Consider the following 20,786-nt stretch of genomic DNA (forward strand, 5'->3'; position numbering starts at 1 on the left):
GCTGTGCTCCTCGTCAGCAACGGCCGGAGCGATGAGGAGGCCGACTTTGCCGACGTGTATGCATTCACGGGCCGTGCCTCCTGTGTCCTCGGACGTGCCCGGGAGTGTGAGATCCGCTTGGCCCCCGGGCAACTCGAGGTCTCGCGGCGACACTGTCTGATCGTGGTCAGACCACCGCATGTGGTTGTGCGGGACCTGGGCAGCCGCAATGGCACATACGTCAACGGCAAACTCGTCGATGAGGCCCGCGGCGAATGGAAGCTGCAGCACGGTGACGAAGTGCGGGTCGGTTCCACCGTCATGCACGTCGTGGTGCGCACCGACGACCTCCCCGAACGGCTGCCGGGCATCTGGTTGGTGAGGGAGCTCGGGCGGGGCGGGCAAGGGGTGGTGCACCTGGCCCATGACACCGACTCGGGCAGGCTCGTAGCCCTGAAGGAACTGACCCTGCACGGCGGTATCGATCCGGCCGCGCGCGAGGCATTCTCGCGCGAGCTCGAATGCACCCAGGCGCTGCGCCATCCGAACATCGTGCGTTTCCACGGCAGCGTCACGCATGCTGGCGTGCTCGGCTTCACCTGCGAGTACTGCCCAAGAGGCAACGTCGCCGACCTCGTGCTGAGGCACGGCGGGAGACTCGCCATCGATGAGGCCGTGCCGTTGGCGCTCCAAGCCCTCAAGGGCCTCGCATACGCGCACCAGGCCGAGGTTCCGGTACGGCTCGCGAACGGACGGACCACCATGGGACATGGGCTGGTGCACAGGGATATCAAGCCGCAGAACCTGCTGCTCACGGGGTCCAGCCGCCAACCAGTCCTCAAGATCGCGGACTTCGGGCTCGCCAAAGCATTCGACCAGGCCGGCCTATCAGGCCAAACCCCCTCCGGTGCGCTCGGCGGCAGTGTGGCCTTCATGTCCCGCAGGCAGGTGATCAACTACAAGTACGCACGACCCGATGTCGATCTGTGGGCGGTCATGGCATGTCTGTACTGGATGCTGACCGGTCGGACACCTCGCGACTTCCCTCCCGACGCCGATCCCGTTGCCGTGGTGCTGCGTGAGCCGCCAGTGCCGGTGCGCGAACGCCGCTCGTCGATTCCTGGGCGACTCGCGGATCTGATGGACGAGATGCTCGACGAAGCGAACGAAGCGCTGCCTGCCTCGGCATCCGAGCTCTCCCGGACGCTGGAAGAGATGTGGTGAAGGGCGGTGTCCGCTCCGTGAAGCACCCTCGCCGGGAGGCCACTGCAACGCCCCAGTAGCGGGAAACGATCACATGCCGCTTGGGGAAGGAGATTCCAAGTGGTCGGCTCCGGAAGTTCTTCGGGGGTTGACTTGAGCACTCGTCTTGTGGAGTCCAGGTAGCGGAGTGGGCGTGCCACCGGTGTCTCCGGATGCGGACCCGGTCTGTGGCGGCGGATGTGCCCAGTTTCCGTCCAGGTTTCCGGGCTGGTCGGCCACTGCGGGTCAGCCGCGCACCGCAGCCATGCACTCGTCGTACAGGTCCATGATTTCGCCCTTGCCGTCGTTGGAGACCCAAGTCATCGACGCGGCATCCAGGCATGCGAACGCCGTCGCGATCACCGCGCGGGCCTTCGCGCCCTTGTTGCCGGTAGCTGCGTCCATACGGGTCTCGATGAGCGGCAGCAGGTTCTCCTGGAACCGCAGTCGCTTTTCGAGCCAACCGGCGCGCAGCGAGGCGGTGTTGTGGAGGAGACGGAACCGCTCCAGGGCCTGCTCGCGGCTGTCGTGCAAGGCCAGTACCGCGGCAACCCCTGCGCGCAGGGCCTCCCAGACGCCGGCTTCTGCGGACTGTTCGCTGATCGTGTCCATCAGGACCTGTCCGAACCGGTCCTGGCCGCCGCCGAGAAGGTCCTCCTTGGTGCCGAAATAGCGGAAGAGGGTGCGCTGGGAGACTCCGGCCTCCCGGGCGATCTGGGCGATGGTCGTCTCGTCGTAGCCCTGCTGGGTGAACAGCCGCAGAGCCGTATCGAGGATCTCCTGGGAAGCCAGCTGCCGTGTCCGGTCCCACAGCGTGGTCGGTGCACTCGTCGCTGATTTGGCTTCCTGCTTCATGCCGCCAGGCTACCTCAGAACTGCCAGACCGGCAGTCACATCATGTTTGGCAGTCGCTGCCAAATAGTCGTACGCTGCCAAGGGTCGTGGTGCAGCGCCGCCCGCTGCCCCACGGACAGAGCCGCTCACCCCCCTGCCCAGAAGTACGCAAAGGAGCGCATCATGCCTGCACCCACAGCTTTGATCACCGGTGGAACCAGCGGCATCGGCAAAGCGACCGCCGAACTACTCCACTCCCGCGGCTACCGCGTCATGGTCACCGGTGTCGGCAATGTCGCCGACACCGGACTTCCCGAAGACGTCACGGCCGTCCGGGCCGACGCACGGTCCCTGCCGGACATCGACCAGGCGATCGACCAGGTACGCCGTCAGCTCGGCTCCCTCGACCTGCTCTTCCTCAACGCGGGCATCTCCCGCCCCGGCCCGATCGAGTCAACCGACGAAGACGCATTCGACGCCCTGTTCGACATCAACGTCAAGGGAAGCTTCTTCACCCTGCAAAAGGCGCTGCCGCTCCTCAACGAGGGCGCCTCGGTCGTGTTCACCGTGGGCGCCGCCGAAGGGCTCGGGGCCGCGATGACAGCGGCCAAGGGCGCTCTGCTGCCCCTCATGCGCTCCCTTGCGCTCGAACTCGCCCCCCGCCGCATCCGCGTCAACGCGGTCAGCCCGGGAATCATCAACACCCCTGCCTACAGCAAGATGGGTGTCTCCCAGGAAGTGATCGACTCCTGGGCCGGGGACGTCCCGCTCGGCCGCATCGGCGCCCCCGCCGACATCGCCGAGGCTGTGGCCTTCCTCGCCTCGGACGCCGCCAGCTACATCACCGGCGACAACCTCACCGTCTCCGGCGGCATCGGTGTTCACTCCAACGCCTGACGAGTAATTCGGCTCTACGAGGAAGGTTCACCGGGCCCGATTCTCAGGCTGTGGCCCTGGCGAGCCGACGGCCCGCGCGGGATGCCGGTTCCGCCACTTCGTTCTCCACCACGGATGGATGGGCCGCCCTCCTTCCATGCCCGTGTGCTCCGCCGTGCCCTTGGAACTGACCGCTGCCGAGCGCCACCAGATCAAGAAGATGGCCTACGGCCACAAGACCCGCACCAGGCGCGCCAGCGGGCGACGATCGTGCTCCTGGCAGCACGAGGCCGCAGCAACGCCCAGATCGCCGCCGAAACCCACCTGCACGTGGACATCGTGCGCCGCCGGCCCGGCCGATTCGCGGCCGGCCGGGTGCCCGCCCTGGCCGACCGCAAGCGGTCGGGGCGGCCTCCGACGTTCACCGTGTCGCAGATCGCCGAAGTCAAGGCGCTGACCTGCCAGTTGCCCACGAGTCCGGAGCCCCGCTCTCGCGCTGGTCATGCCCCGAACTCGCGCGCGAGGCCGCACCGTCAGGCCGTCGAACGCAACCGGTCAAGTTCGCTGCCGATGGCATCCCGCAGCACATCGTGTTGCGAGTCGAGCTTGAACTGCTCGTCACTCCACCGCTCACGCGGATACAGCCACACCGGCTTGCCCACCAGCTCGGCCGGCTTCCACTCGAACCGCGGCCAGACATGGACATGCAGGAACGGGTCCGTGTCGCCGAGGATCTCCAGGTCGACCCGGCGGAAGTCGGGGTCCAGCCGACGACAGACCTGCTCAACCGCTTCTCCGAGTTGATCCATGTCGGAAAGAAACGACAGCCGCTTGGCCCTCGGCAGGTCAGACAGCCGTTGAACACCCGGCTCGTCCGCCAGGAGAACCGAGTAGCCGGGCAGGAACTGAACGTCGCCGATCACCGCGAAGCCAGACTCAAGCCGCCGCAGTACGGTCGGATTCTCGCCCCGCAGAGCAGCTCCGATCCGGTCCGTCTGCCGCCCCGACGGGCCGAGAGTCCGGATCTCCGGGACCATCGGGTTCGGGCGGTTGAAGATCCGCAACGCACGGCGTTGAGCCCCTCCTCCGTCTCGGATCCCCGAGGCGTCGCTCGCAACACCCCGGCTCACCCCTGGAATCCGCCCCCGGAACCACCTGTCCGTGCGCACGGAGCGGCGGCGGCGCCCGCTACCCCACGCAGGAAAACCCGTCCGAGCCAGGTGCTCTCTCCGCGGGGCGCAGCAGCGTCAGGTCGTCCCCGAAGCCGACGATCAGGCCCTCCTCCCCCAGCGCGGCGAGGCTCCCTACCCGGTGGGGGAAACGCAGCGGCTCGCCCAGCTCGGTCATCTGCCGCACGTCCCACGTCCGTACGGTGCCGTCATGGCCACCGCTCACCGCCACCGGGCGTCCGCCCAGCCGGGTCGCGGCCAGGGCCGTGATCAGGCCCCGGTGTCCGCGCAGGGGCACGCCGCGGGCGTACCCCGTGCTCACGTCCCACACCCACAACTGCGGGTCGAACCCGGCCGCGGTCACGGCGAGCACGTCGCCGCCGCAGCGCACCGGCACGATCCGCGACACCGCGCGCCGGTGCCCGCGCATCGGCCCGCCCAGCGGCCGCCAGCGGTTCAGCTCCCAGCGCCGTACGGTGTGGTCCGAGCGTCCGATGAGGACGACGGCCGGCCCGTCGTCCGAGGTCGTGGTGGCGGCGAGGGCCGTGATCCGGCGCGGAACCGCGTCCTCGCGCGGTGGCTTCAGCACGGGCCGCAGCTGCCGGCCCGTCGCCAAGTCCCACACCCGTACGGTCCCCTCCGCGCTCCCGACCAGAACCGCCAGCCGCCCGTCGACCACGGCCGTGGCCAGGCACTGCGGCTGCTCGGCGCCGCAGTCGATCGGCGGGTACGCCGCGGTGGCCGTCGCGAGGTCGGTGATCCGTATCAGTCGGTCCTCGTGCCCGGCGGTCACCAGCAGGGTCCGCCCGGCTTCCGTCACTGTGGCCATGGCTGCCACCCCTCCCCGATGCCTGGTCAACGCCACGACCGCGGCCCGCGGGTCGGCCGGGTTCCAGACCCCGGTCTCGCCGCTGTCCGGGTCGTCACCCACGACCACCCATCGCCCGCCGACCCGCGCCGCCACCCGCACCCGCCGTGCCGTGCCAGGTCCGTCCATCGCGCCGCCGCCGTGCCGCCGCCGCTCGGGCCGCCAGACGCGCACCACTCCGTCGACAGCCAGCCCGACCACCGCCGGCCGCCCGTCCGCCACCCCGAACTCCACGCTCGCCACCGGCTGTTCAAGCCCGACGAACGCCTCGGGGACACCGTTCTCCCCGGCGCCGTCCAGCGCCCGCCACCGCACAGTGCGGCCGAGGCCGCCGAACGCGGCATACGTCCGCCCGCCGTACCGCCCCACGGAGAGAGCGTCGATCCGGCCGGCCTTGCCCGGCGGACCCTCACGCACCGGCCCGGTGAGGCCGTCGTCGGCGATCTCACGCCCCGTCACCGGGTCCCACACCCGTACGACCCCGGTCCACCGCCCCACCGACACGACGACCGTGCGGCCGTCCCGTTCCGCCACCGCCAGGGACGCCGGTCCGTCCGGGGCGTGGCCCGCGTACGGACCACCGACCTCACGGCCGGTGGCCGGGTCCCAGACCCGCACCAGCCCGTCCCGGTCGTCGCACATCACCGCCGGCCGCCCGTCCACGACGACCCCGGCGGCCACCATGGCCAGGCCCTTGTCCGGCCCGAACGGCACCCCCACCGGCGTTCCGTCCACCACGTCCCTCAGCCGCAGCGTGCCCGCGCTCTCCCGCCGGCCCGGCAGCCCGGCGCCGTCCGACTCCTCCCGGCCGGTCAGCGCCAGCAGCCGCTTCCCGTGCGGCACAGCCGCCACCAGACGGGCCCCGTGACCGGCCGCGAAGCCCGCCCGCCGTTCCCCGGTCACCGCGTCACGGACGCGCAGGCCGCCTCTGCCGTCCAGGTCCAGCACGACGGGCCGTCCGCCCCACACGCCCAGCCGGCCGTCCACAACGCAGCGCAGCGTGCGGACCAGCCGCTCGTCCGCGCCCCGTCCGGTCGCCCAGACAGGCACCCACCGCGCGTGGGGCGCACCGCCCGCGCCGACGTCCTCCGGCCGCCAGCCGAACCGCAACGCCTCCAGCGCGAGCACCTGCCCGAGCGCCGTCTCCTGGCCGCCGGTGCCCCGCGGTTGCGTCAGCGACCGCCGTACGATCTCCGCCCGGCGCGCCACGTCCCGCTCGTCCTCCGCCACCTGTGCCTCCCTCTGATCGCCCACGCCCTCCACCGCCCACACCCCCGTCTTCCCGCCCCGGGGCCCGCGCACGGTCGCAGCGGCCAGAACCGCTGCGTCGGTGGGGTTTCCGCTGCGCGGCTCCTGCCACCGTCCAGGCGCTGTCAGTAGTGCTGTTCCCGGTAGACGCCGTCGGCGTCGGCGCCGCGGCTCCAGTCGCCGAAGCTCGTGTTGCCCAGTTCGATGTTGACGATGAACGAGCCGGCTGCGGCGAGGGTGATCCTGAACGGGGTGTCGTCCCCGTCGGGCAGGTTGTCCACGGCCACCAGCGGGAACTCCGCGGAGGCCAGGGCCTGCTCGTCGGCGATGAGGAGGAGGGTGCTTTCGGGCCAGCCTTCCTCGTCGCGGCTGACCCGTGCCTGGAGCTGGTCTGCCGTGCAGCCTGCATAGATCGGGTTGTCGATGACGGTGATCGACTCGTAGTGCTCCGAGGCGCCTTCGAGGGCCTGGAGCAGGCGCGCCCATGGCTCTGGCTGTTCGAAGGACGTGCGGACCAGGAGGGGGCCGGCGGCCTCCTTGATCGTGGGGGCCTCCGGTTCGGGTTCGGCGCCGGTGCGGTCGCCGGGGATGATCTGGATGAGGAAGCGGGGCTTCCTGCCGTCCGTCGAGCGGTCGCTGGCGTGGACGCGGACCAGGTAGGGGCCGGGCCCGGCGGTGGCGAGGTTCTGCTTGCGTACCGGTTCGTATCCGCTGTCGCACAGGGCGAGGAAGCCGGTCGTGGAGACCACGGTGGTCTCTTCGAGCTCGTCCCAGCCGCTCTCGGCTCCCGGGTCTGTTCCGGCGTAGAGGGTGACGACGGGGTTCTCCGGCGCGCTGCCTGCGTCGATGTGCAGCCAGTCCTTGCCCGCTGTCAGGAGCCCGCGGCCGGGTGGCTGCGTGCCGGTGTCGGGGTCCATGACGGTCAGGTCGCCCCATTCCTTCATCTTCAAGGGCCGGGTGCGGCCCTGGAGGAGGGGCCAGGCGGAGCGCGGCATGGAGAACCCCCGTCATCGGTGTGATGCCTGCTGGTCACGTGGCGTCAGGGACCAGTGTGGCAGGCACCGGTTTGGTGCCGGGTCTACTTGATGTGGACGTAGGAGGCGTCGCCGTTGAGGACGCGCTGGCCGTACCCGTTCCCGGCCAGGCGGCCACAAGATCGCGAAGTCAGACTGGAGTACCAGAAGACTGCTGAAAATGCTGGCGTGGGACCGGCCGAGGACCCTGCGGAGGTTCCTTCCGCCTGCGCTCTCCCCGAATTGCCGTATCCACGACGCTGCTTGGCACACTCGCCCTGCCGCTCGTTTCGGCGGCCACCGCGACCGCCGCCCCGGCAGCCGCTCCGCGCGCCGTGACTGTCTCCCGTGGCTCTCCGGCTGGTTCGCCCGGACCTCGACGGCGCCGAGGCCGCCTCCGACCTGGCCGAGATGGTTCCGCGCATGCTCGGCGCTCCCCCGTGTGACGCCCATGACGTCACCCGGCGCCCGCTGCCCGGCCCTGCCTGACAACGTCCTGCACCTGCCGCGCGGCCGTCGGTGGCGCCACACCGGCGGCCACGAGGAACGCGGTCGCAGCGGCCTCGCCCGTGGGGTCCGCCCATGTGCACGCGGCGTCCTCCTCGGCGAGGGCCAGCATCAGTGCTTCCAGGACCCGGGCGAGGACAGGTGCCGGGACATGACGGGCGAACACACCTTGGTGTTGTCCGCGTCGTAGGCTCGCGATGGCCGCTTCGCGGGCTGGTGCCAGGGTGGCGCGGATCGCTGTCTCTCCCAGGTGGCGGCGCCCGAGGGAGACGAGCATGCGGTACTGGCCGCCCACCGCCCATGCGGCCAGGACCATGCGCGCCATCGTCTCGACAGGATCGGCATCCTGGACGCGGACTGCGGCAAACGCCCGCTGCAGCGCTTGGCCTGCTTCCTGCGTCAGGTCGGCGACCAGCGCCTCGCGGCTGGGGAAGTGTCCGTAGAGGGTGCGCCGGGCGACGCCGGCCGCCTGAGCGATGCTGTCGAGACTCGCGTCGGGATCCTCCCGCAGTTTCTGCCGGGCGGCCGCGAGGATGCGTCTGCGGTTGGCGTGGGCATCCCCGCGCTGCGGAGTACGGCCCGGGGTGTCGGTCGTCTGCATGGTTCTGTCTCCCCACGGTTGCCGGAAAGCCGCGGGCGCCGGTGCTCCCTCACGCACCGGCGCCCACTCACCCCTGCCCGAGGTGACCTGGTGTTCTGCTGACGCGCGTCAGGGGACGAGGATGAGGCGGATCGGGTCACCGATCTTGTTCTCCAGCCGGTTGACCGCGTCGGTCGCGTCGACGAGCGGGATGTGGTCCGTGATGGAGGGGGCCAGGTCGAGGCGGCCTGCCGCGGTCAGCCGCACCAGCTCGGAGACGGACTCGGGGCTGCCGCCGTAGTGACCGCGCACCTGCTTGCACAGGTAGTTGAAGGTCAGGCCCTCGGTGATGGTGAGCGGCTTGGGCGTGATGCCGACCAGGATGAGGGAGCCGCCCAGGCCGAGCACGGAGGCGGCCTGCTCGCGGACGGCGGGTACGCCGGCGCAGTCGAAGGCGAAGTCCAGACCCCGTCCGTCGGTGGCCGCGCGGACCTGGTCGGCGAAGTCGGGGGCGGCCGGGTCCAGGACGTAGTCCGCGCCGAAGGCGAGGGCGCGCTCGCGGGCGCTGGGCAGCGGGTCGACGGCGATGATCGGGGCGGCGCCGACGAGACGGGCGAGGCGTACGTTGTGCGCGCCTACTCCGCCCACGCCCCAGACGCCGACGGACTGCGCGGGACGAACACCGGCGGTGGTGACGACGGCGGCGTAGGGGGTGGAGACCGCGTCGGGGATGATCGCGGCCTGGTCGAAGGGGAGGCTGTCGGGGATGGGGATGAGGGTGTCCTCTCGGGCGATCACGTACTCGGCCCAGCCGCCGTCGTAGTCGATGCCGGCGGTGAGCATCTGGGTGCAGGGGCGGTGGCGGGCGCATCCCGCGCACTTACCGCAGGTCTTGCCGGCCTCCAGGGTGACGCGGGTGCCGATGGGCAGGCCGTGCTTGAGGTCGGGGCCGAGCGTGTGGATCACACCGGAGACCTCGTGGCCGACGGTGACCGTGTCGGAGGTGGCGAACAGCGGGACGAGGGAGCCGTCGAGGAGGTGGACGTCCGAGAGGCAGACGCCGGCGGCCTTGACCTCGATGAGGACCTCGCCTGGGCCGGGCACGGGGATCGGGACTTCTTCCACGGCGAATCTCCTGCTGTCCAGGTGGAAGCGTCCGGCGAGCATGGTGTCCATGAAGATCTGCTTTCTGTGAGCGGCACCGCCCGGCGGCTCGGGCCGATGGATGCCGCGTGGTGTCTGGAGGGCTTGTGGGGGCCGGGAGGCGTGCGGAGTCGCAGGACGGGGCCGCACGCCTCCCGGCGGCTTGGGGACACACGCCGTACGGCGTGCGGCGGTCAGGCGAAGACGTCCTGCTGGTAGCGCTCGTCCGCCTCCATCTGGGCGAGCCACTGCTGGGCGGTCTCGTCGTCGCGACCTGTCTTCTGGCGGTAGATCGCGGTGAGGGCCTCGCGAACGGCGGGGGCCATACGGCGGCCGTCACCGCAGACGTAGATGCACGCGCCGTTCTCGATGGCCTGCCACACCGTGTCGGACGCATGGGCGATGGCGTTCTGCACGAACCGGGCCGGGTGGCCGGGCACCGCGGAGAAGGCGGTGTGGATCCGCGCGATCCCGGCCTGCTCCCAGTCCTGCATCTCCCGCTGGTAGAAGTAGTCGTGCTCCGGGTGGCGGCAGCCGACGAAGACCTGCGAAACGCCGACCTGCGTGCCGTGCTCGCGCTGCCAGGCCCGCTCCTCCAGGAAGCCGCGCAACGGTGCCACGCCGGTGCCTGGGCCGATGAGGATCAGCGGCGTGGCGGGGTCGGCGGGCGGGGCGAACGTCGGGGAGGGGACGCGCACGTAGCCGTACACGACGTCTCCGGGCACCAGGGCCGCGATGTAGGAGGAGCAGGTGCCGCGGTACTGGCCGTCGCCGGACAGCGCCGGGCCCTCCAGCAGGCCGACGGTCAGCCGCACGTGGCGCGGGTTGGCCGACGGGGCGGAGGAGATGGAGTAGAAGCGCGGACGGATCGGACCCGTCATCTCCAGGAACACCGCCAGCGGCAGCTCGACCGCCTCGAAGCGCTCCAGCAGGCCCAGCACCGAGACCCGCTTGCCGAGGATCTCCTGCTGGTAGCGCCCCTCGGCCTCCTGCGTGTCGGCGGTGTACGCCTGGAGCTGTGGCCGGGTCCACGGGCACTGGGTGTACTCGGCGAGCGTCTGGATCTGGGAGCGGGTGGCCACGTCCTGCAGCTCCAGGAACTCGGTGAGCAGGATGCCCGCGGTGACCGGGGTGCCTACCGGCAGGTGGGTGCGGCCACCGGCCGGCTGGTCGAGCCGGAGCACCTGGTCGTACTCGACGCCGAGCCGCCTCAGTGCGCGCTCCACCAGGGCGAGTTCGTTCTTGGCGAAGACGGCCAGGTGGTTGCCGGTGTCGTAGGTGACACCCTCGGGCAGCTCGAAGGTGATGGACTTCGCCGACGGGCGCGGCGGCTCGATGCCGAAGTCCCACAGACCGGTCGCGTCGGCCACGAGTTCCTCGTTGGCGACCACGGTGAGCGGGTACGCCTGCTCGGAGACGATGGCGGGGCGCACGTCGGACTCGGTGAGCAGCTGCACCTGGTAGCGCGGACCGCTCGCCTCGGAGGTGTCGGCGGCGTACTCCTCGGCCAGGGTGGCCCACAGGGTGTCCATCCAGCGACTCGCCATGCCGTCGAAGTCACCGGCGGCGTCCGCGATGCCGCGCTCGACGATGGGGGTGGCGCCGGCGGCCAGCAGACCTTCCTCGATCCGCTTCGGGAATGCCTGGTAGGTGGCCACCCACTGGGTGTTGCCGGCGCCCAGCAGCGCGAACCGCACGTTCGACACTGAACCCTCCGGCAGACCGGCGGCCAGCAGGGCGTCGAAGCGCTGGGCGTTGTCCGGCGCCTTGCCGTTGTAACTGGCGGCGGCGACGGCGAGCAGGCCCTCGGTGGGCAGGTTGTCGCCCAGCTCGTCCAGGCTGATGAGGGTGGTGCCGAACCCGGAGCGCTCACCGCGGTCGGCGATGGTGCGTGCCAGGTCCTCGCAGGAGCCGTAGGCGACGGTCAGGTTCACCCCGACACCACTGACCGCTGTCTGCGTCGGCGTGTCGCCGGTCTGCAGGTCGGCGGCGCCGAAGACGGTGCGCTCGTGTTTCTGACGACGGCGGACGATCAGCTCGAAGTTGCCGGGCTTGCGCGTCAGCGCCTCCCGTACGTCCATCTTGTAGTCGCCGGTGTCGGAGAACTTGAACTTCTGCAGCACCAGCGCCAGGGCCAGGCGGGCCTCGGTGAGCGCGAACTGCCGGCCGATGCAGGCGCGTACGCCGTTGCCGAACGGCTTGTAGGCGTGCGGGTGCTGCTGGGCCCGGTTCTCCGGCAGCCACCGGTCGATGTCGAACTCCTCCGGACGCTCCCATGCCTTGGGATGGGTGTGCAGCGGGCCTTCGAGAATCATGACCTGCGTGCCCTTCTTGAGCTGGTAGTGGCCGCCGATCACGGTGTCCTCCAGCGGGGCCTTGCCGAACGCCGGGATCGGAGCCCACAGGCGCAGCGTCTCCTCCAGGATCCGCGGGATGACGTCCAGCTGCATGATCGTGTCGTAGTCCGGGACCGTGTCACCGGGCATCAGGCGGTCGACCTCGGCGTACGCCTGGGCCAGGACGTGCGGGTTGCGCATCAGCGAGTACGTCGCGAACGACAGCAGGCCGCTGGTGGTCTCGTGACCGGCGATCAGGAACGTCAGCACCTGGTCGCGGACGTTGTCGTCGGCCAGCAACTTGCCGGTCTCCGGGTCGGTGGCCTCCAGCATCAGACCCAGCAGGTCCTCCTCACCGATGCCCTTCCCCTCGCGGCGCTCCTTGATCACGCTCTCGACCAGGTCCTGCATCAGCCGGATGTTGTCGCGGTACTTCCGGGCGTCCGCCTTGCGCAGCTTGGTCATCATCGGAAGTTCCTGCGAGCGCCGCAGCGACTCCACCAGCGCGCCCAGCAGCGCGGTGAGGAAGGGGTGCAGCTCCTCCTTGCCGAAGGACTTGAACCGGTAGCCGAACCCTGACAGGGCGATGGTGTCGAGCGTCAGGCGGGTGTAGTCGTCGGTGATGTTGACCGGCCGGCCCTCCCGGCGCTCCCACTTGCCCGCCAGGTTCTGAGCGATCTCCAGCATCTGCCCGAAGTAGGCCCTCATGGCCCGCTGGCTGAATGCCGGCAGCAGGACGCGGTGGGCCATGGCCCATTCCTCTTCGTGCTGGTGGGCGGTGAAGAGGCCCGCGCCCGCGAAGTCCCGGACGTGCTGCAGCGGTGTCTTGTCGATCTGCTTGAAGAACCGCGTCTCGTCGCAGACCTCGGCCACCAGGTCCGGGTCGTAGACGAAGATCTGCTCGATACCGGCGATGTCCATGCCGTAGATGCCCTCGGGGAACTGCTTGGACAGCTCACCGAAGTACTCCACCGGGTTGGTGTCGGGGATCTGCGGCGTGTGGCCGAGCAGGGGAATCCCACGGGGGGACCGGATGGGGCGAAGGTCGTTCGCGGAGTACGTGGTCATGCCTGCTCCTCTGCGTGGAGGGGGTGGAGGGGATGGGCAAGGGCGCGCTGCGCAGGTCGATACCGCGGCCCCATACAGAAACATACGCTGTATGGAATTGGTACCGTGCGGCGTATGGAAATCTGGCGCAACCTCCGCCGCGCAGGCCGGCGCCGTGATTCAGGCCATTTCCATACGGTGTACGAAACTGATACCGTACGTGGTATGGAAAAGAAGGTGAGGCGTCCCCCGCGGGGGACGAGGAAGAGAGACGTTCCTCTGACCGAGGCCGGGATCTACGCCGCCGCCCTGCGGCTCATCGACGCGGACGGGGTCGAGGCGCTCACCATGCGCAAACTCGCGACCGTGCTCGACGCGAACCCGATGTCGCTGTACCACCACGTGCCGAACAAGGAAGCCGTGCTGCGCGGCGTGACGAGAATGGTCGGCGCCCAGTTCCGTACGGTGACGCTGGAGGACGCACCCTGGCAGGAGCGCATCCGCCTGCTCGCCACGGACTTCCGGACCCTGGCGCACCGTCACCCCGAGCTGATGGCCTACTCGTTCAGCCACCTGCCGGACTTCATCCAGCCCGACGACCCGTTCTGGACCGCGCTCACCGCCGTCGTAGCCGCTGCGGGAGTGTCGAAGCCGGAGGTCCCGGAGATCGCCGCTCTCATGGTCGCCGTCGTCGTCGGTGTCCTCGGCGCCGAGCTCAACGGCTCGCTCCAGCAGTGGGCGAGCCTCAAGCCCACCGGTGCCGCCGCCGGCGCGGACGAGGTCACGGACGCAGACCAGGCAGGCCCTGATCAGGACCACATGTTCCGGCTGGTGATCGACACACTCATCACGGGCCTGGAGGGTCGGCTCACCGCCGGTTCTGACGGCCAGGACGTCGGCCGCCGTTGAGTCCGTGGCGCTGCAGCGCCACGGCTTGCGGCTCGTCCGTGGCCGACGAGCTCAGGTCGCCGCGCGCGGCGTCCATCCAGCGCCAGTTGGTCATCCAGCCCAGCTCGGCCTTCTCTCCCATGCTCATCGCCCCGGCGCTGGGTGCAGGCGCGTGGTGGCTTGCCCGCCGCACCTCCCTGGGCCCGTGTGTGCGACACCTCGGACGCCGAGATGAACATCCTCGGGGGACTGATCGGCCTGACGATCGGTGCCGGCGTCCTGCGGATGCCCTTGGTGTACCCGCCCTTGCGGCAGATCGTCGATGCCGGCGCCGCCTGCGTCACCGCCGGCGAGATGGACCCGGCGTGCACGCCGGGTCCTCCAGGGGCTCGCCCTTCCCGCACCAGTAGCGGCAGCTGCCTGCTGCGGGCTGCCTCTGCACCGTGTACCTCTTCTGCGGCCCCACCCCCCCTACCGGAATCTCCGCCGCTCCAGCAGGGGCAGCCGTGCCGGGACGCGCCCCCGCCGCTGGTGTACCGCCCTTCCCTGAGCCTCTGCGGCTGGCAGGTGTCTGCCGCGTTGGCCTTTACGCGTGGCGGCCTTGTGGCCATCCGGCTGCGTCGAACACGGCGACGGGGTCCAGGTAGTCGCGCCAATGGACCACCTTGCGGTCCTTGACGGTCACGACCGAGACGAAGCGGTTGTCGTAGGGCCGACCAGTCCGGACCGACGTGCCGTGCACTTCGTACTCCAGGACCACGACAGAAGTCTCGGGATCGCGGTGGATGCGGAGGTTGTCCGCGCCGTGCAGCCGCATGTAGTCGCCGTAGCCGCTGTAGAGGTCGATGATCCCCTGCCGTCCCTCGACTCGCTCGGGATACCCCGGCACGGAGATCACGTACTCGAAGACCACGTCCTCGGCGAGGAGGTCGAAGTAGTCCTCCCCGTCGACCAGGCCGTCCAGGCCCTTCTTGATGATGCGGAAGAACGGGCTGTCAGCCCCGAAGGGGGCATTGTCGCCGACCGTCTTGCTCATGACGCCTCCCCGGTCCATGCACGGGCGTTGCGCTCGGCGAACTCGCGGAACGTGGTGGCCGGCCGGCCGGTGACCTTCTCGATGTCGCCGGTGGGTGTGGCGCCGTTGCCGGTGACGATGGCGCCGGTGAGCCAGCGCAGCATCACCGCGTAGTCGGCGGAGACGCCGGCGGCGAGCGCGCCGTTGATCCACGCCTCCTGGTCGATATCGTCGTAGGAGACGGGGCGTCCGCTCACGGAGGCGATGGTGTCCGCGACCTCGCGGAAGGTGAGGGCCTCCGGGCCGGTCAGCGAGTAGACGGCGCCGGCGTGGGCTTCAGGGTCCAGCAGGGTCTCCGCCGCGACCGCCGCGATGTCCTCCGCGTCGACGAAAGCCTCCGTGCCGCCGTCGCTCGGGGCCGTGATCACCCCGTCGACGACCGGGAGGTGATCGTCGGCGAAGTTCTGCATCACCCAGGCGGGACGCAGAACGGAATGCGTCACGGAGCGCCGGGAGGCGAGGTCGGCCTCGACGGCCGCGATGTCGATCCCCTCCGGTGCCTGGTCGGCGTTGTAGGTGCTCAGGAACGTGACGTGGCGTACGCCGGCCGTCTCGGCGAGGTCCAGGAAGTCGGCGACCTGGTCGGCGTACCTGACGCGCATGACCGGTGTCACCAGGTAGAGGCGGTCGACGCCGTCCAGTGCGTCCGGATGGGTGGCGGGGTCGTCCCAGTCGAACCGGACGTCGGCTCCGCGGCGCGCGGCGGTACGGGGGGTGATTCCTCGCCGGGCGAGTGCGCCGGCCAGCAGCGAGCCGGTCCGTCCCGTGCCCCCCAGGACGAGTGCGGTAGGTGCTTCCTTGTTCATAGCTCCATCCTCGACGGCACAGCCGAGACAATCCATGCGCGTTCCGCTCGGCTTTTTACGTGAAGCTCTCGTTCCTTGACCCTGACGCTCGTCCTGCTCAACCATGAGCCCATGGACCTGCTGTCTGATCACCTGGTGCGGGCGCGCGCCGCCGGCGCGGTGTTCGCACGGACGGTCGCCGAACCACCGTGGGGACTTCGGCTGGGCGGCGCGATCCAGCTCGCCGTGCACACCGTCGTCCGCGGACGGGCCTACCTCTGGTTGGACACCCCCGGCAGGCCGGTGGAACTCACACCGGGAACCGTCGCGCTGGTACGCGGCGGGCCGGACCACTGCATCGGACACGAACCGGGCACCGACTGCCTGGAACCGGAGGAGTTCCGGGCACGCCACGCGCAGGCGGGGCCCGGCGACAACCCGCAGGCCACCGTGTTCCTGTGCGGCGCCTACCAGTTCACCGGCGACGTAGGCAGCGGGCTGCTCGACGCACTGCCCCAGGTCATGACCCTCTCGGCGGCGATCGACGACCCCCTACGGGAGGTGATCACCCTGCTGTCCCGCGAGCTGGTCCACACCGAACCCGCTCAGCAGATCGTGCTGGACCGACTCCTGGACCTGCTTCTCGTACTGGCCATCCGCAGCCACTTCCGCCACAGCGCCACCGCACCGCGCTGGTACCGGGCCTCCGCGGACCCCCGGCTGGCCGCCGCGCTACGAGCCATGCACGAGAACGCCGCCCATCCGTGGACGGTTCCGGAACTCGCCGCGATCAGCGGCCTCTCCCGGGCCGCCTTCGCACGAGTGTTCCGGGAGGCGCTCGGCCAAGCCCCGATGCAGTACCTGACCGAATGGCGGATGACGCTCGCCCGCGACCTCCTGCGCGCCGACGATCTCACCCTCACCCAGATCGCCGACGCCGTCGGCTACGGCTCGCCCTTCGCGTTCGCGGCCGCCTTCCGCCGCCACCACGGACACCCGCCAGGAACCTGGCGCCAGAGGGAGCAAGCAGCAGCAGACGCACCACGGCTTACCACCACGCACCCGGGCTCGTGAGGCTGTGCGTGGATGGTCAGGGGCCGAGGTCCAGGACGCGGACTGACTCGCCGGCCCACCGGTCCGGGGCGGTTGTGGCGATGACCGCCCCGTCGGGACGATCCGGGGTGGGCTGCGCGGCGTACTGGCAGTGCGCAGATCGAGTAAAGTACCGGCCCGGTTCCTCGTCGTTGCCCTCCGGGCACACCGAGGCGGTGGCCTTCACCGCCGTGGTCGCCCCTTCGTGGCCGCTGGCCTGGGGCGTTCTGCGCGGTGTCGGCCGCTCTGGTCGCCTTGAACGGGTGCAGTCAGGACACCCCTCGACCGGCCCGAACCAACCGTTGCCGTCGATGTCACCACCCGCCCCATCCTCGCTGCCGTGCTGTGCCCCGGCGCGCCCAATGCCGTCGACGCCGCCCTGCTGGCGGAGATGGCCGTCCCGCACCGCGCGCGCCCCGCCTGGCCGGACATCCCGCGCCTTGACCACGACCGCGCACTGCCCCACCAGCCGCAGCACAGGCACCACTCGTCGGCGGGCGATGAGCCCTACCGGTGGACTGTCGGGATGTGTGACGAACCCGAGCCGGGGGGTGGGTAGGCCCCCTGAACACAGGGGTGTTGACCGGATGGGACGGCCGGCGAAGTTCAACGAAGCTCTGTCCATGACGAAGAATTTCCGCAACGCCTCACTGCTCGCCGCCACCGCCGTCGTCCTCGGCCTGCTCGCTCCGGTCACGTCCTCCGCCAGTACCGGCGGGCCGCTGCACTGGGCCAGGTGTGAGGGCACTGGCCACGATCCCCAGCAGGAGTGCGCGACCCTCGCAGTGCCGATGGACTACGCCGTCCCGAACGGCCCGAAGATCGACCTGGCGCTCTCCCGTATCCGCAGCGAGAAGCCGTGGGCGCGCCGGGGCGCGCTGCTGCTCATCCCCGGCGGGCCGGGCGGCGACAGCCTTGACGACCCGTCCGGGAAGGGGCAGAAGCTGCCTCAGGCCGTGCGGGACCAGTACGACCTGATCGGGTTCGCCCCGCGTGGCAACGCGCCCTCCACGGCGGTCGATTGCCGAGTCGGGCACGGCGACCTCGCCCTGACGGCGCTGCGGCCCTGGCCCGACGCCGATGGATCGGTCACCGGAAACATGGCCACTGCCCGGCGTATGGCGGACGCGTGCGCCCGCAACGGCGGCGCGTTGATCCGGCACATCAGCACGGTCGACAACGCCCGTGACATCGACCGTATCCGGGCCGTGCTGGGCGAGCGCCGCCTGTCGGTGTGGGGCGTGTCGTACGGGACATATGTCGGCGCGATCTACGCCCAGCTGTTCCCGCAGCGCACGGACCGCGTCGTCCTCGACAGCAACGGCAACCCCGACCCGGTCAGGGCGGAGCGCGCCTGGCTCGCCGCGTTTGAGGTGGGCGTCGAGGACAACTTCCCCGTGTTCGCCAAGTGGGCGTCCGCCCCCGGCAATCCGTACCGGTTGGCCGGCACGGCCGCCGAGGTGCGACCCCTCTTGCTCCGCCTCGCCTCCCGCCTGGACCGCGCCCCGATCCCCTGGCCCGGCGCCAACCCGGCCGAGCTGAACGGCAACGTCCTGCGCCAGACCATGCTGAACAGCTTCTACAGCCCCCACGACTACGCCAGTCTGGCCCGGCTGATCCTGGCCGCACGCAAGGGCACGGTCCCGCCCACGCCACAGTCGCCCCCGGACACCGTCCTGCAGAACCTCACCGGCGTGGCCGCCGCCACCATCTGCAACGACGTCGCCTGGCCCCGCTCAACCGACTTCTATCAGAGGGCTGTTGACGAGAGCCGCGCCGAGTACCCCCTGACCGCGGGCATGCCTCGCAACGCAATGGTCTGCGCCGCCTGGCCGTGGCGGCCGGAACAGGCACCGGTGCGGATCACCGACCGCGGACCGGCCGGCCGGATCATGCTTGTCCAGAACAAGCGCGACGTGGCGACCCCACTGAACGGCGCCCTCAAGCTCCGTACCGCCCTGGGCCGCCGTGCCGTCATGGTCACCGTCAACTCCACCGGTCACGAGGCCTACCTCGCCAACGGCAACGCCTGCGGAGACGAAACCGTCTCGCGGTTCCTGGCCACCGGCCAACAGCCCCGGGCGGACGTCTACTGCGAGTGAGCGCACCCTGCCGCAGCGCCGGGCCAGCGCGCTAAATGCCCCCTCGGCTTGACCCCACGGAGCTTTCACTTATCCGGTATTCGCCAATACACAGCCGTCTGAGCAGCTGACCGCCGGCCGTCAACGCCGATGACCCGGCTGCTCATACGGGTGATTGCCACCCGCAGCTCAGTGGGTTGACCAGGTTCCAATCCGCAACACCTACGGACCGTACGTCATTGCTGTCAATGACTCGGCGCACAAGTGGTTGGAAACCAGGCCTTGACCCAAGGCCCGCCCCCTGGTGGAATCGGCCGACACACTTGGAGGTCATGCGCAACGAGCGCCTCGTGCTGGCGCACGCGATGCACCCGCACCCGGTGCTCACCGGTAGCCGCACCACCGTGAGAGTGGATGCTCACCTGTGCCCGTGGCGCGCACCCACCCGGTGCGTGCCACGGGCACAGGTGAGCATCCACGAATTGCCGGAGGCAGGCCACTGGCCGAGGCTCGTCCGGCGGATCACGGGCCGAGCCAGAGCCGGACCGAGGCGAGGGCTGGCCAGTGTCCTAATCGTGTTGACGGCCCCCGGCAGGCAGTGCTGGAGTCGACACGTGGACAGCATCCCCGCCAACCGGCGGCTCTGGAACCAGATCAGCAGCGCCTACCAGCACGAGCACGACCCGCAAATCGGCGCCGCACCCCGGCTGTGGGGCATGTACTCCATCCCCGACGCGCACCTGCACGCCCTGGGCGACGTCACCGGCAAGCGCGTCCTCGAACTCGGCTGCGGCGCCGGCCAGTGGTCCAAGGCGCTCGCCGCCGAAGGCGCCACCGTGGTCGGGCTCGACCTGTCCGAAGCCCAACTCGCCGCAGCGGCCCGCGCGATGGGAGCGACCCGCTACCCGCTGGTGCAAGGCGCCGCCGAACAACTCCCCTTCGCCGCCGACAGCTTCGACCTGGTGTTCTGCGACTTCGGCGGGCTCAGCTGGGCGCCCCCGCACCTGGCCGTCCCGCAGGCCGCACGCGTCTTGGGCCGAGGCGGACGCCTGGTGTTCAACGTGGCCAGCCCCTGGTTCGAAGCCTGCTACGACGAAGCCGCCAGCCGCGTGACCACGACGCTGCAGCAGGACTACTTCGGGCTGAACACCATCGCCGAAGACGACGGCGCGACCAGCTATCAGCTCACCTACGGCGACTGGGTCAAAGTCCTGCGCGGCGCGGGTCTCGTCATCGACGACCTCATCGAGCCGCGGCCCGAACCCGGAACAGCCAACGGCTACAACGAGACCGACCCACCCGACTGGGCGCACCGCTGGCCGGCGGAACTGCTCTGGGTAACCCACAAACCGTAAGTTCCACCACGCCGAGACGTGAAGGCATCCTCTCGCCGGCAGGGCTAGATGAGTAGTTCCGAATGGAGGGTTCACGGACGCAGGGGAGGGTGTCCAACATCGGGTTGTGACGACCGAGTTAGACACCCTCTTGACCGCACTGTAGGGACTGCTGCACTATCGGGTGACACCTGACCTGGCCACCGCGGGTTCCCGGTCAGCTCCGAGATCAAGGCGCATAGCATCACGAAGTCGAGTGAGCGCAGCCTCGTACTCGGCGCGGCCACCCGAGTACGCCTCGTCCCCAGCGAGGGTGCCAGCCGCTGCGAGATCCCGCACGTCACGTAGTCGGCGAAAAGCGTCCTCGGAGGCGACGAATACGTTCGACGCGGCCGTGATCGACATCTGGTAGCGCACGCCGTAGCACGGCGCGAAGCTGTCGCGGGCGGAGCGCTCTCGTTCGGCCAAGTCCACGGTCTGGTTGCGCGCCAGGCTACGGAAGTCGTTGCGGGCCTGAGAGAGGCACGCGAGGTACTCGCTGTACAGGACACGTTGTGTGCTGATGAGGCGGTCATCCTGCTCCCGCCGCCAGCGACTGCGGTCCAGCAGCGCGGCGGAAGCAGTCGCGATTAAGGCGCCGACTACGGCACTGGCCAGTGTTGTCCAAGGCATGGCCAGAGGGTAGGACG

The 20,786-nt window shown here is 70.1% G+C and carries 16 protein-coding genes and 2 pseudogenes; 8 read left to right on the forward strand and 10 right to left on the reverse strand.

The genetic code is table 11. The features are described from left to right. Positions 1–3: 3 nt before the first annotated feature. Positions 4–1,203, forward strand: coding sequence for a protein kinase domain-containing protein (locus QSK45_RS08645; RefSeq protein ID WP_285554830.1), 1,200 nt, complete (start codon positions 4–6; stop codon positions 1,201–1,203). Positions 1,204–1,467: 264 nt separating this feature from the next. Here QSK45_RS08645 and QSK45_RS08650 read toward each other — a convergent pair whose 3' ends face one another. Continuing rightward, positions 1,468–2,076 carry a TetR/AcrR family transcriptional regulator gene (locus tag QSK45_RS08650; RefSeq protein WP_285554832.1) on the reverse strand — a complete coding sequence of 203 codons (609 nt, stop codon included), beginning with the start codon at positions 2,074–2,076 and terminating at the stop codon, positions 1,468–1,470. 162 nt (positions 2,077–2,238) lie between these two features. Here QSK45_RS08650 and QSK45_RS08655 point away from each other — a divergent pair, with 162 nt between their 5' ends. Beyond that, entirely contained in the window at positions 2,239–2,952 is a 714-nt protein-coding gene (locus tag QSK45_RS08655; RefSeq protein ID WP_285554834.1) for an SDR family NAD(P)-dependent oxidoreductase, read from the forward strand. A 114-nt stretch (positions 2,953–3,066) separates the two neighbouring features. After that, positions 3,067–3,345 (forward strand): annotated as a pseudogene (locus QSK45_RS08660) (helix-turn-helix domain-containing protein); the annotation flags it as partial. A 119-nt stretch (positions 3,346–3,464) separates the two neighbouring features. On the opposite strand, the gene QSK45_RS08665 reads toward QSK45_RS08660, so the two are convergent. The 3 genes from QSK45_RS08665 to QSK45_RS08675 form a co-directional block, all read right to left on the reverse strand. After that, on the reverse strand, positions 3,465–3,968 hold the full coding sequence (locus QSK45_RS08665; protein WP_285555521.1) for an HIT family protein: 504 nt from the start codon (positions 3,966–3,968) through the stop codon (positions 3,465–3,467). 151 nt (positions 3,969–4,119) lie between these two features. Further along, complete coding sequence (locus QSK45_RS08670) at positions 4,120–6,222, reverse strand: WD40 repeat domain-containing protein (RefSeq protein ID WP_285554836.1); 2,103 nt, start codon at positions 6,220–6,222, stop codon at positions 4,120–4,122. Positions 6,223–6,341: 119 nt separating this feature from the next. After that, the gene (locus QSK45_RS08675) at positions 6,342–7,211 is read right to left on the reverse strand and encodes a DUF6924 domain-containing protein (protein ID WP_285554838.1); all 870 of its coding nucleotides are present in this window, start codon (positions 7,209–7,211) and stop codon (positions 6,342–6,344) included. A 357-nt stretch (positions 7,212–7,568) separates the two neighbouring features. Here QSK45_RS08675 and QSK45_RS08680 point away from each other — a divergent pair. Beyond that, positions 7,569–7,718, forward strand: a pseudogene (locus QSK45_RS08680) (TetR/AcrR family transcriptional regulator); the annotation flags it as partial. Here the strand turns inward: QSK45_RS08680 and QSK45_RS08685 are convergent. From QSK45_RS08685 to QSK45_RS08695, 3 genes are all read right to left on the reverse strand, one after another. Next, on the reverse strand, positions 7,687–8,337 hold the full coding sequence (locus QSK45_RS08685) for a TetR/AcrR family transcriptional regulator (RefSeq protein ID WP_285554840.1): 651 nt from the start codon (positions 8,335–8,337) through the stop codon (positions 7,687–7,689). The pseudogene QSK45_RS08680 and the gene QSK45_RS08685 sit on opposite strands and share 32 nt — an antisense overlap. Positions 8,338–8,445: 108 nt before the next feature. Next, positions 8,446–9,492, reverse strand: coding sequence for a zinc-binding dehydrogenase (locus QSK45_RS08690; protein WP_285554842.1), 1,047 nt, complete (start codon positions 9,490–9,492; stop codon positions 8,446–8,448). A gap of 161 nt (positions 9,493–9,653) precedes the next feature. Next, positions 9,654–12,863, reverse strand: a complete 3,210-nt coding sequence (locus QSK45_RS08695; RefSeq protein WP_285554844.1) for a bifunctional cytochrome P450/NADPH--P450 reductase — start codon at positions 12,861–12,863, stop codon at positions 9,654–9,656. Between the two features lie 204 nt (positions 12,864–13,067). Here QSK45_RS08695 and QSK45_RS08700 point away from each other — a divergent pair, with 204 nt between their 5' ends. Continuing rightward, the gene (locus QSK45_RS08700; protein WP_285554847.1) at positions 13,068–13,751 is read left to right on the forward strand and encodes a TetR/AcrR family transcriptional regulator; all 684 of its coding nucleotides are present in this window, start codon (positions 13,068–13,070) and stop codon (positions 13,749–13,751) included. A 565-nt stretch (positions 13,752–14,316) separates the two neighbouring features. Here QSK45_RS08700 and QSK45_RS08705 read toward each other — a convergent pair. Both QSK45_RS08705 and QSK45_RS08710 read right to left on the reverse strand, forming a co-directional pair. Further along, positions 14,317–14,766: a nuclear transport factor 2 family protein gene (locus QSK45_RS08705; protein WP_285554849.1), complete on the reverse strand. Its 450-nt coding sequence runs from the start codon at positions 14,764–14,766 to the stop codon at positions 14,317–14,319. Further along, positions 14,763–15,611 carry an NmrA family NAD(P)-binding protein gene (locus QSK45_RS08710; protein ID WP_285554851.1) on the reverse strand — a complete coding sequence of 283 codons (849 nt, stop codon included), beginning with the start codon at positions 15,609–15,611 and terminating at the stop codon, positions 14,763–14,765. The genes QSK45_RS08705 and QSK45_RS08710 overlap by 4 nt, the downstream gene beginning before the upstream one ends. A gap of 75 nt (positions 15,612–15,686) precedes the next feature. On the opposite strand from QSK45_RS08710, the gene QSK45_RS08715 reads away from it, so the two are divergent. The 3 genes from QSK45_RS08715 to QSK45_RS08725 all read left to right on the forward strand — a co-directional run bounded on the left by QSK45_RS08715 (position 15,687) and on the right by QSK45_RS08725 (position 20,118). Beyond that, positions 15,687–16,664 (forward strand): AraC family transcriptional regulator, encoded by a 978-nt coding sequence (locus QSK45_RS08715; protein WP_285554853.1) that lies wholly within the window; start codon positions 15,687–15,689, stop codon positions 16,662–16,664. A 641-nt stretch (positions 16,665–17,305) separates the two neighbouring features. Then, positions 17,306–18,784, forward strand: a complete 1,479-nt coding sequence (locus QSK45_RS08720) for an alpha/beta hydrolase (RefSeq protein WP_285554855.1) — start codon at positions 17,306–17,308, stop codon at positions 18,782–18,784. 593 nt (positions 18,785–19,377) lie between these two features. Then, entirely contained in the window at positions 19,378–20,118 is a 741-nt protein-coding gene (locus QSK45_RS08725) for a class I SAM-dependent methyltransferase (protein ID WP_490993537.1), read from the forward strand. A gap of 156 nt (positions 20,119–20,274) precedes the next feature. Here QSK45_RS08725 and QSK45_RS08730 read toward each other — a convergent pair whose 3' ends face one another. Next, positions 20,275–20,769, reverse strand: a complete 495-nt coding sequence (locus tag QSK45_RS08730) for a hypothetical protein (RefSeq protein WP_285554859.1) — start codon at positions 20,767–20,769, stop codon at positions 20,275–20,277. Positions 20,770–20,786 lie beyond the last annotated feature (17 nt).

Origin of the sequence: Streptomyces hygroscopicus subsp. hygroscopicus (assembly GCF_030269125.1) — a bacterium.
GTDB classification, from domain to species: Bacteria; Actinomycetota; Actinomycetes; order Streptomycetales; family Streptomycetaceae; genus Streptomyces; species Streptomyces hygroscopicus_C.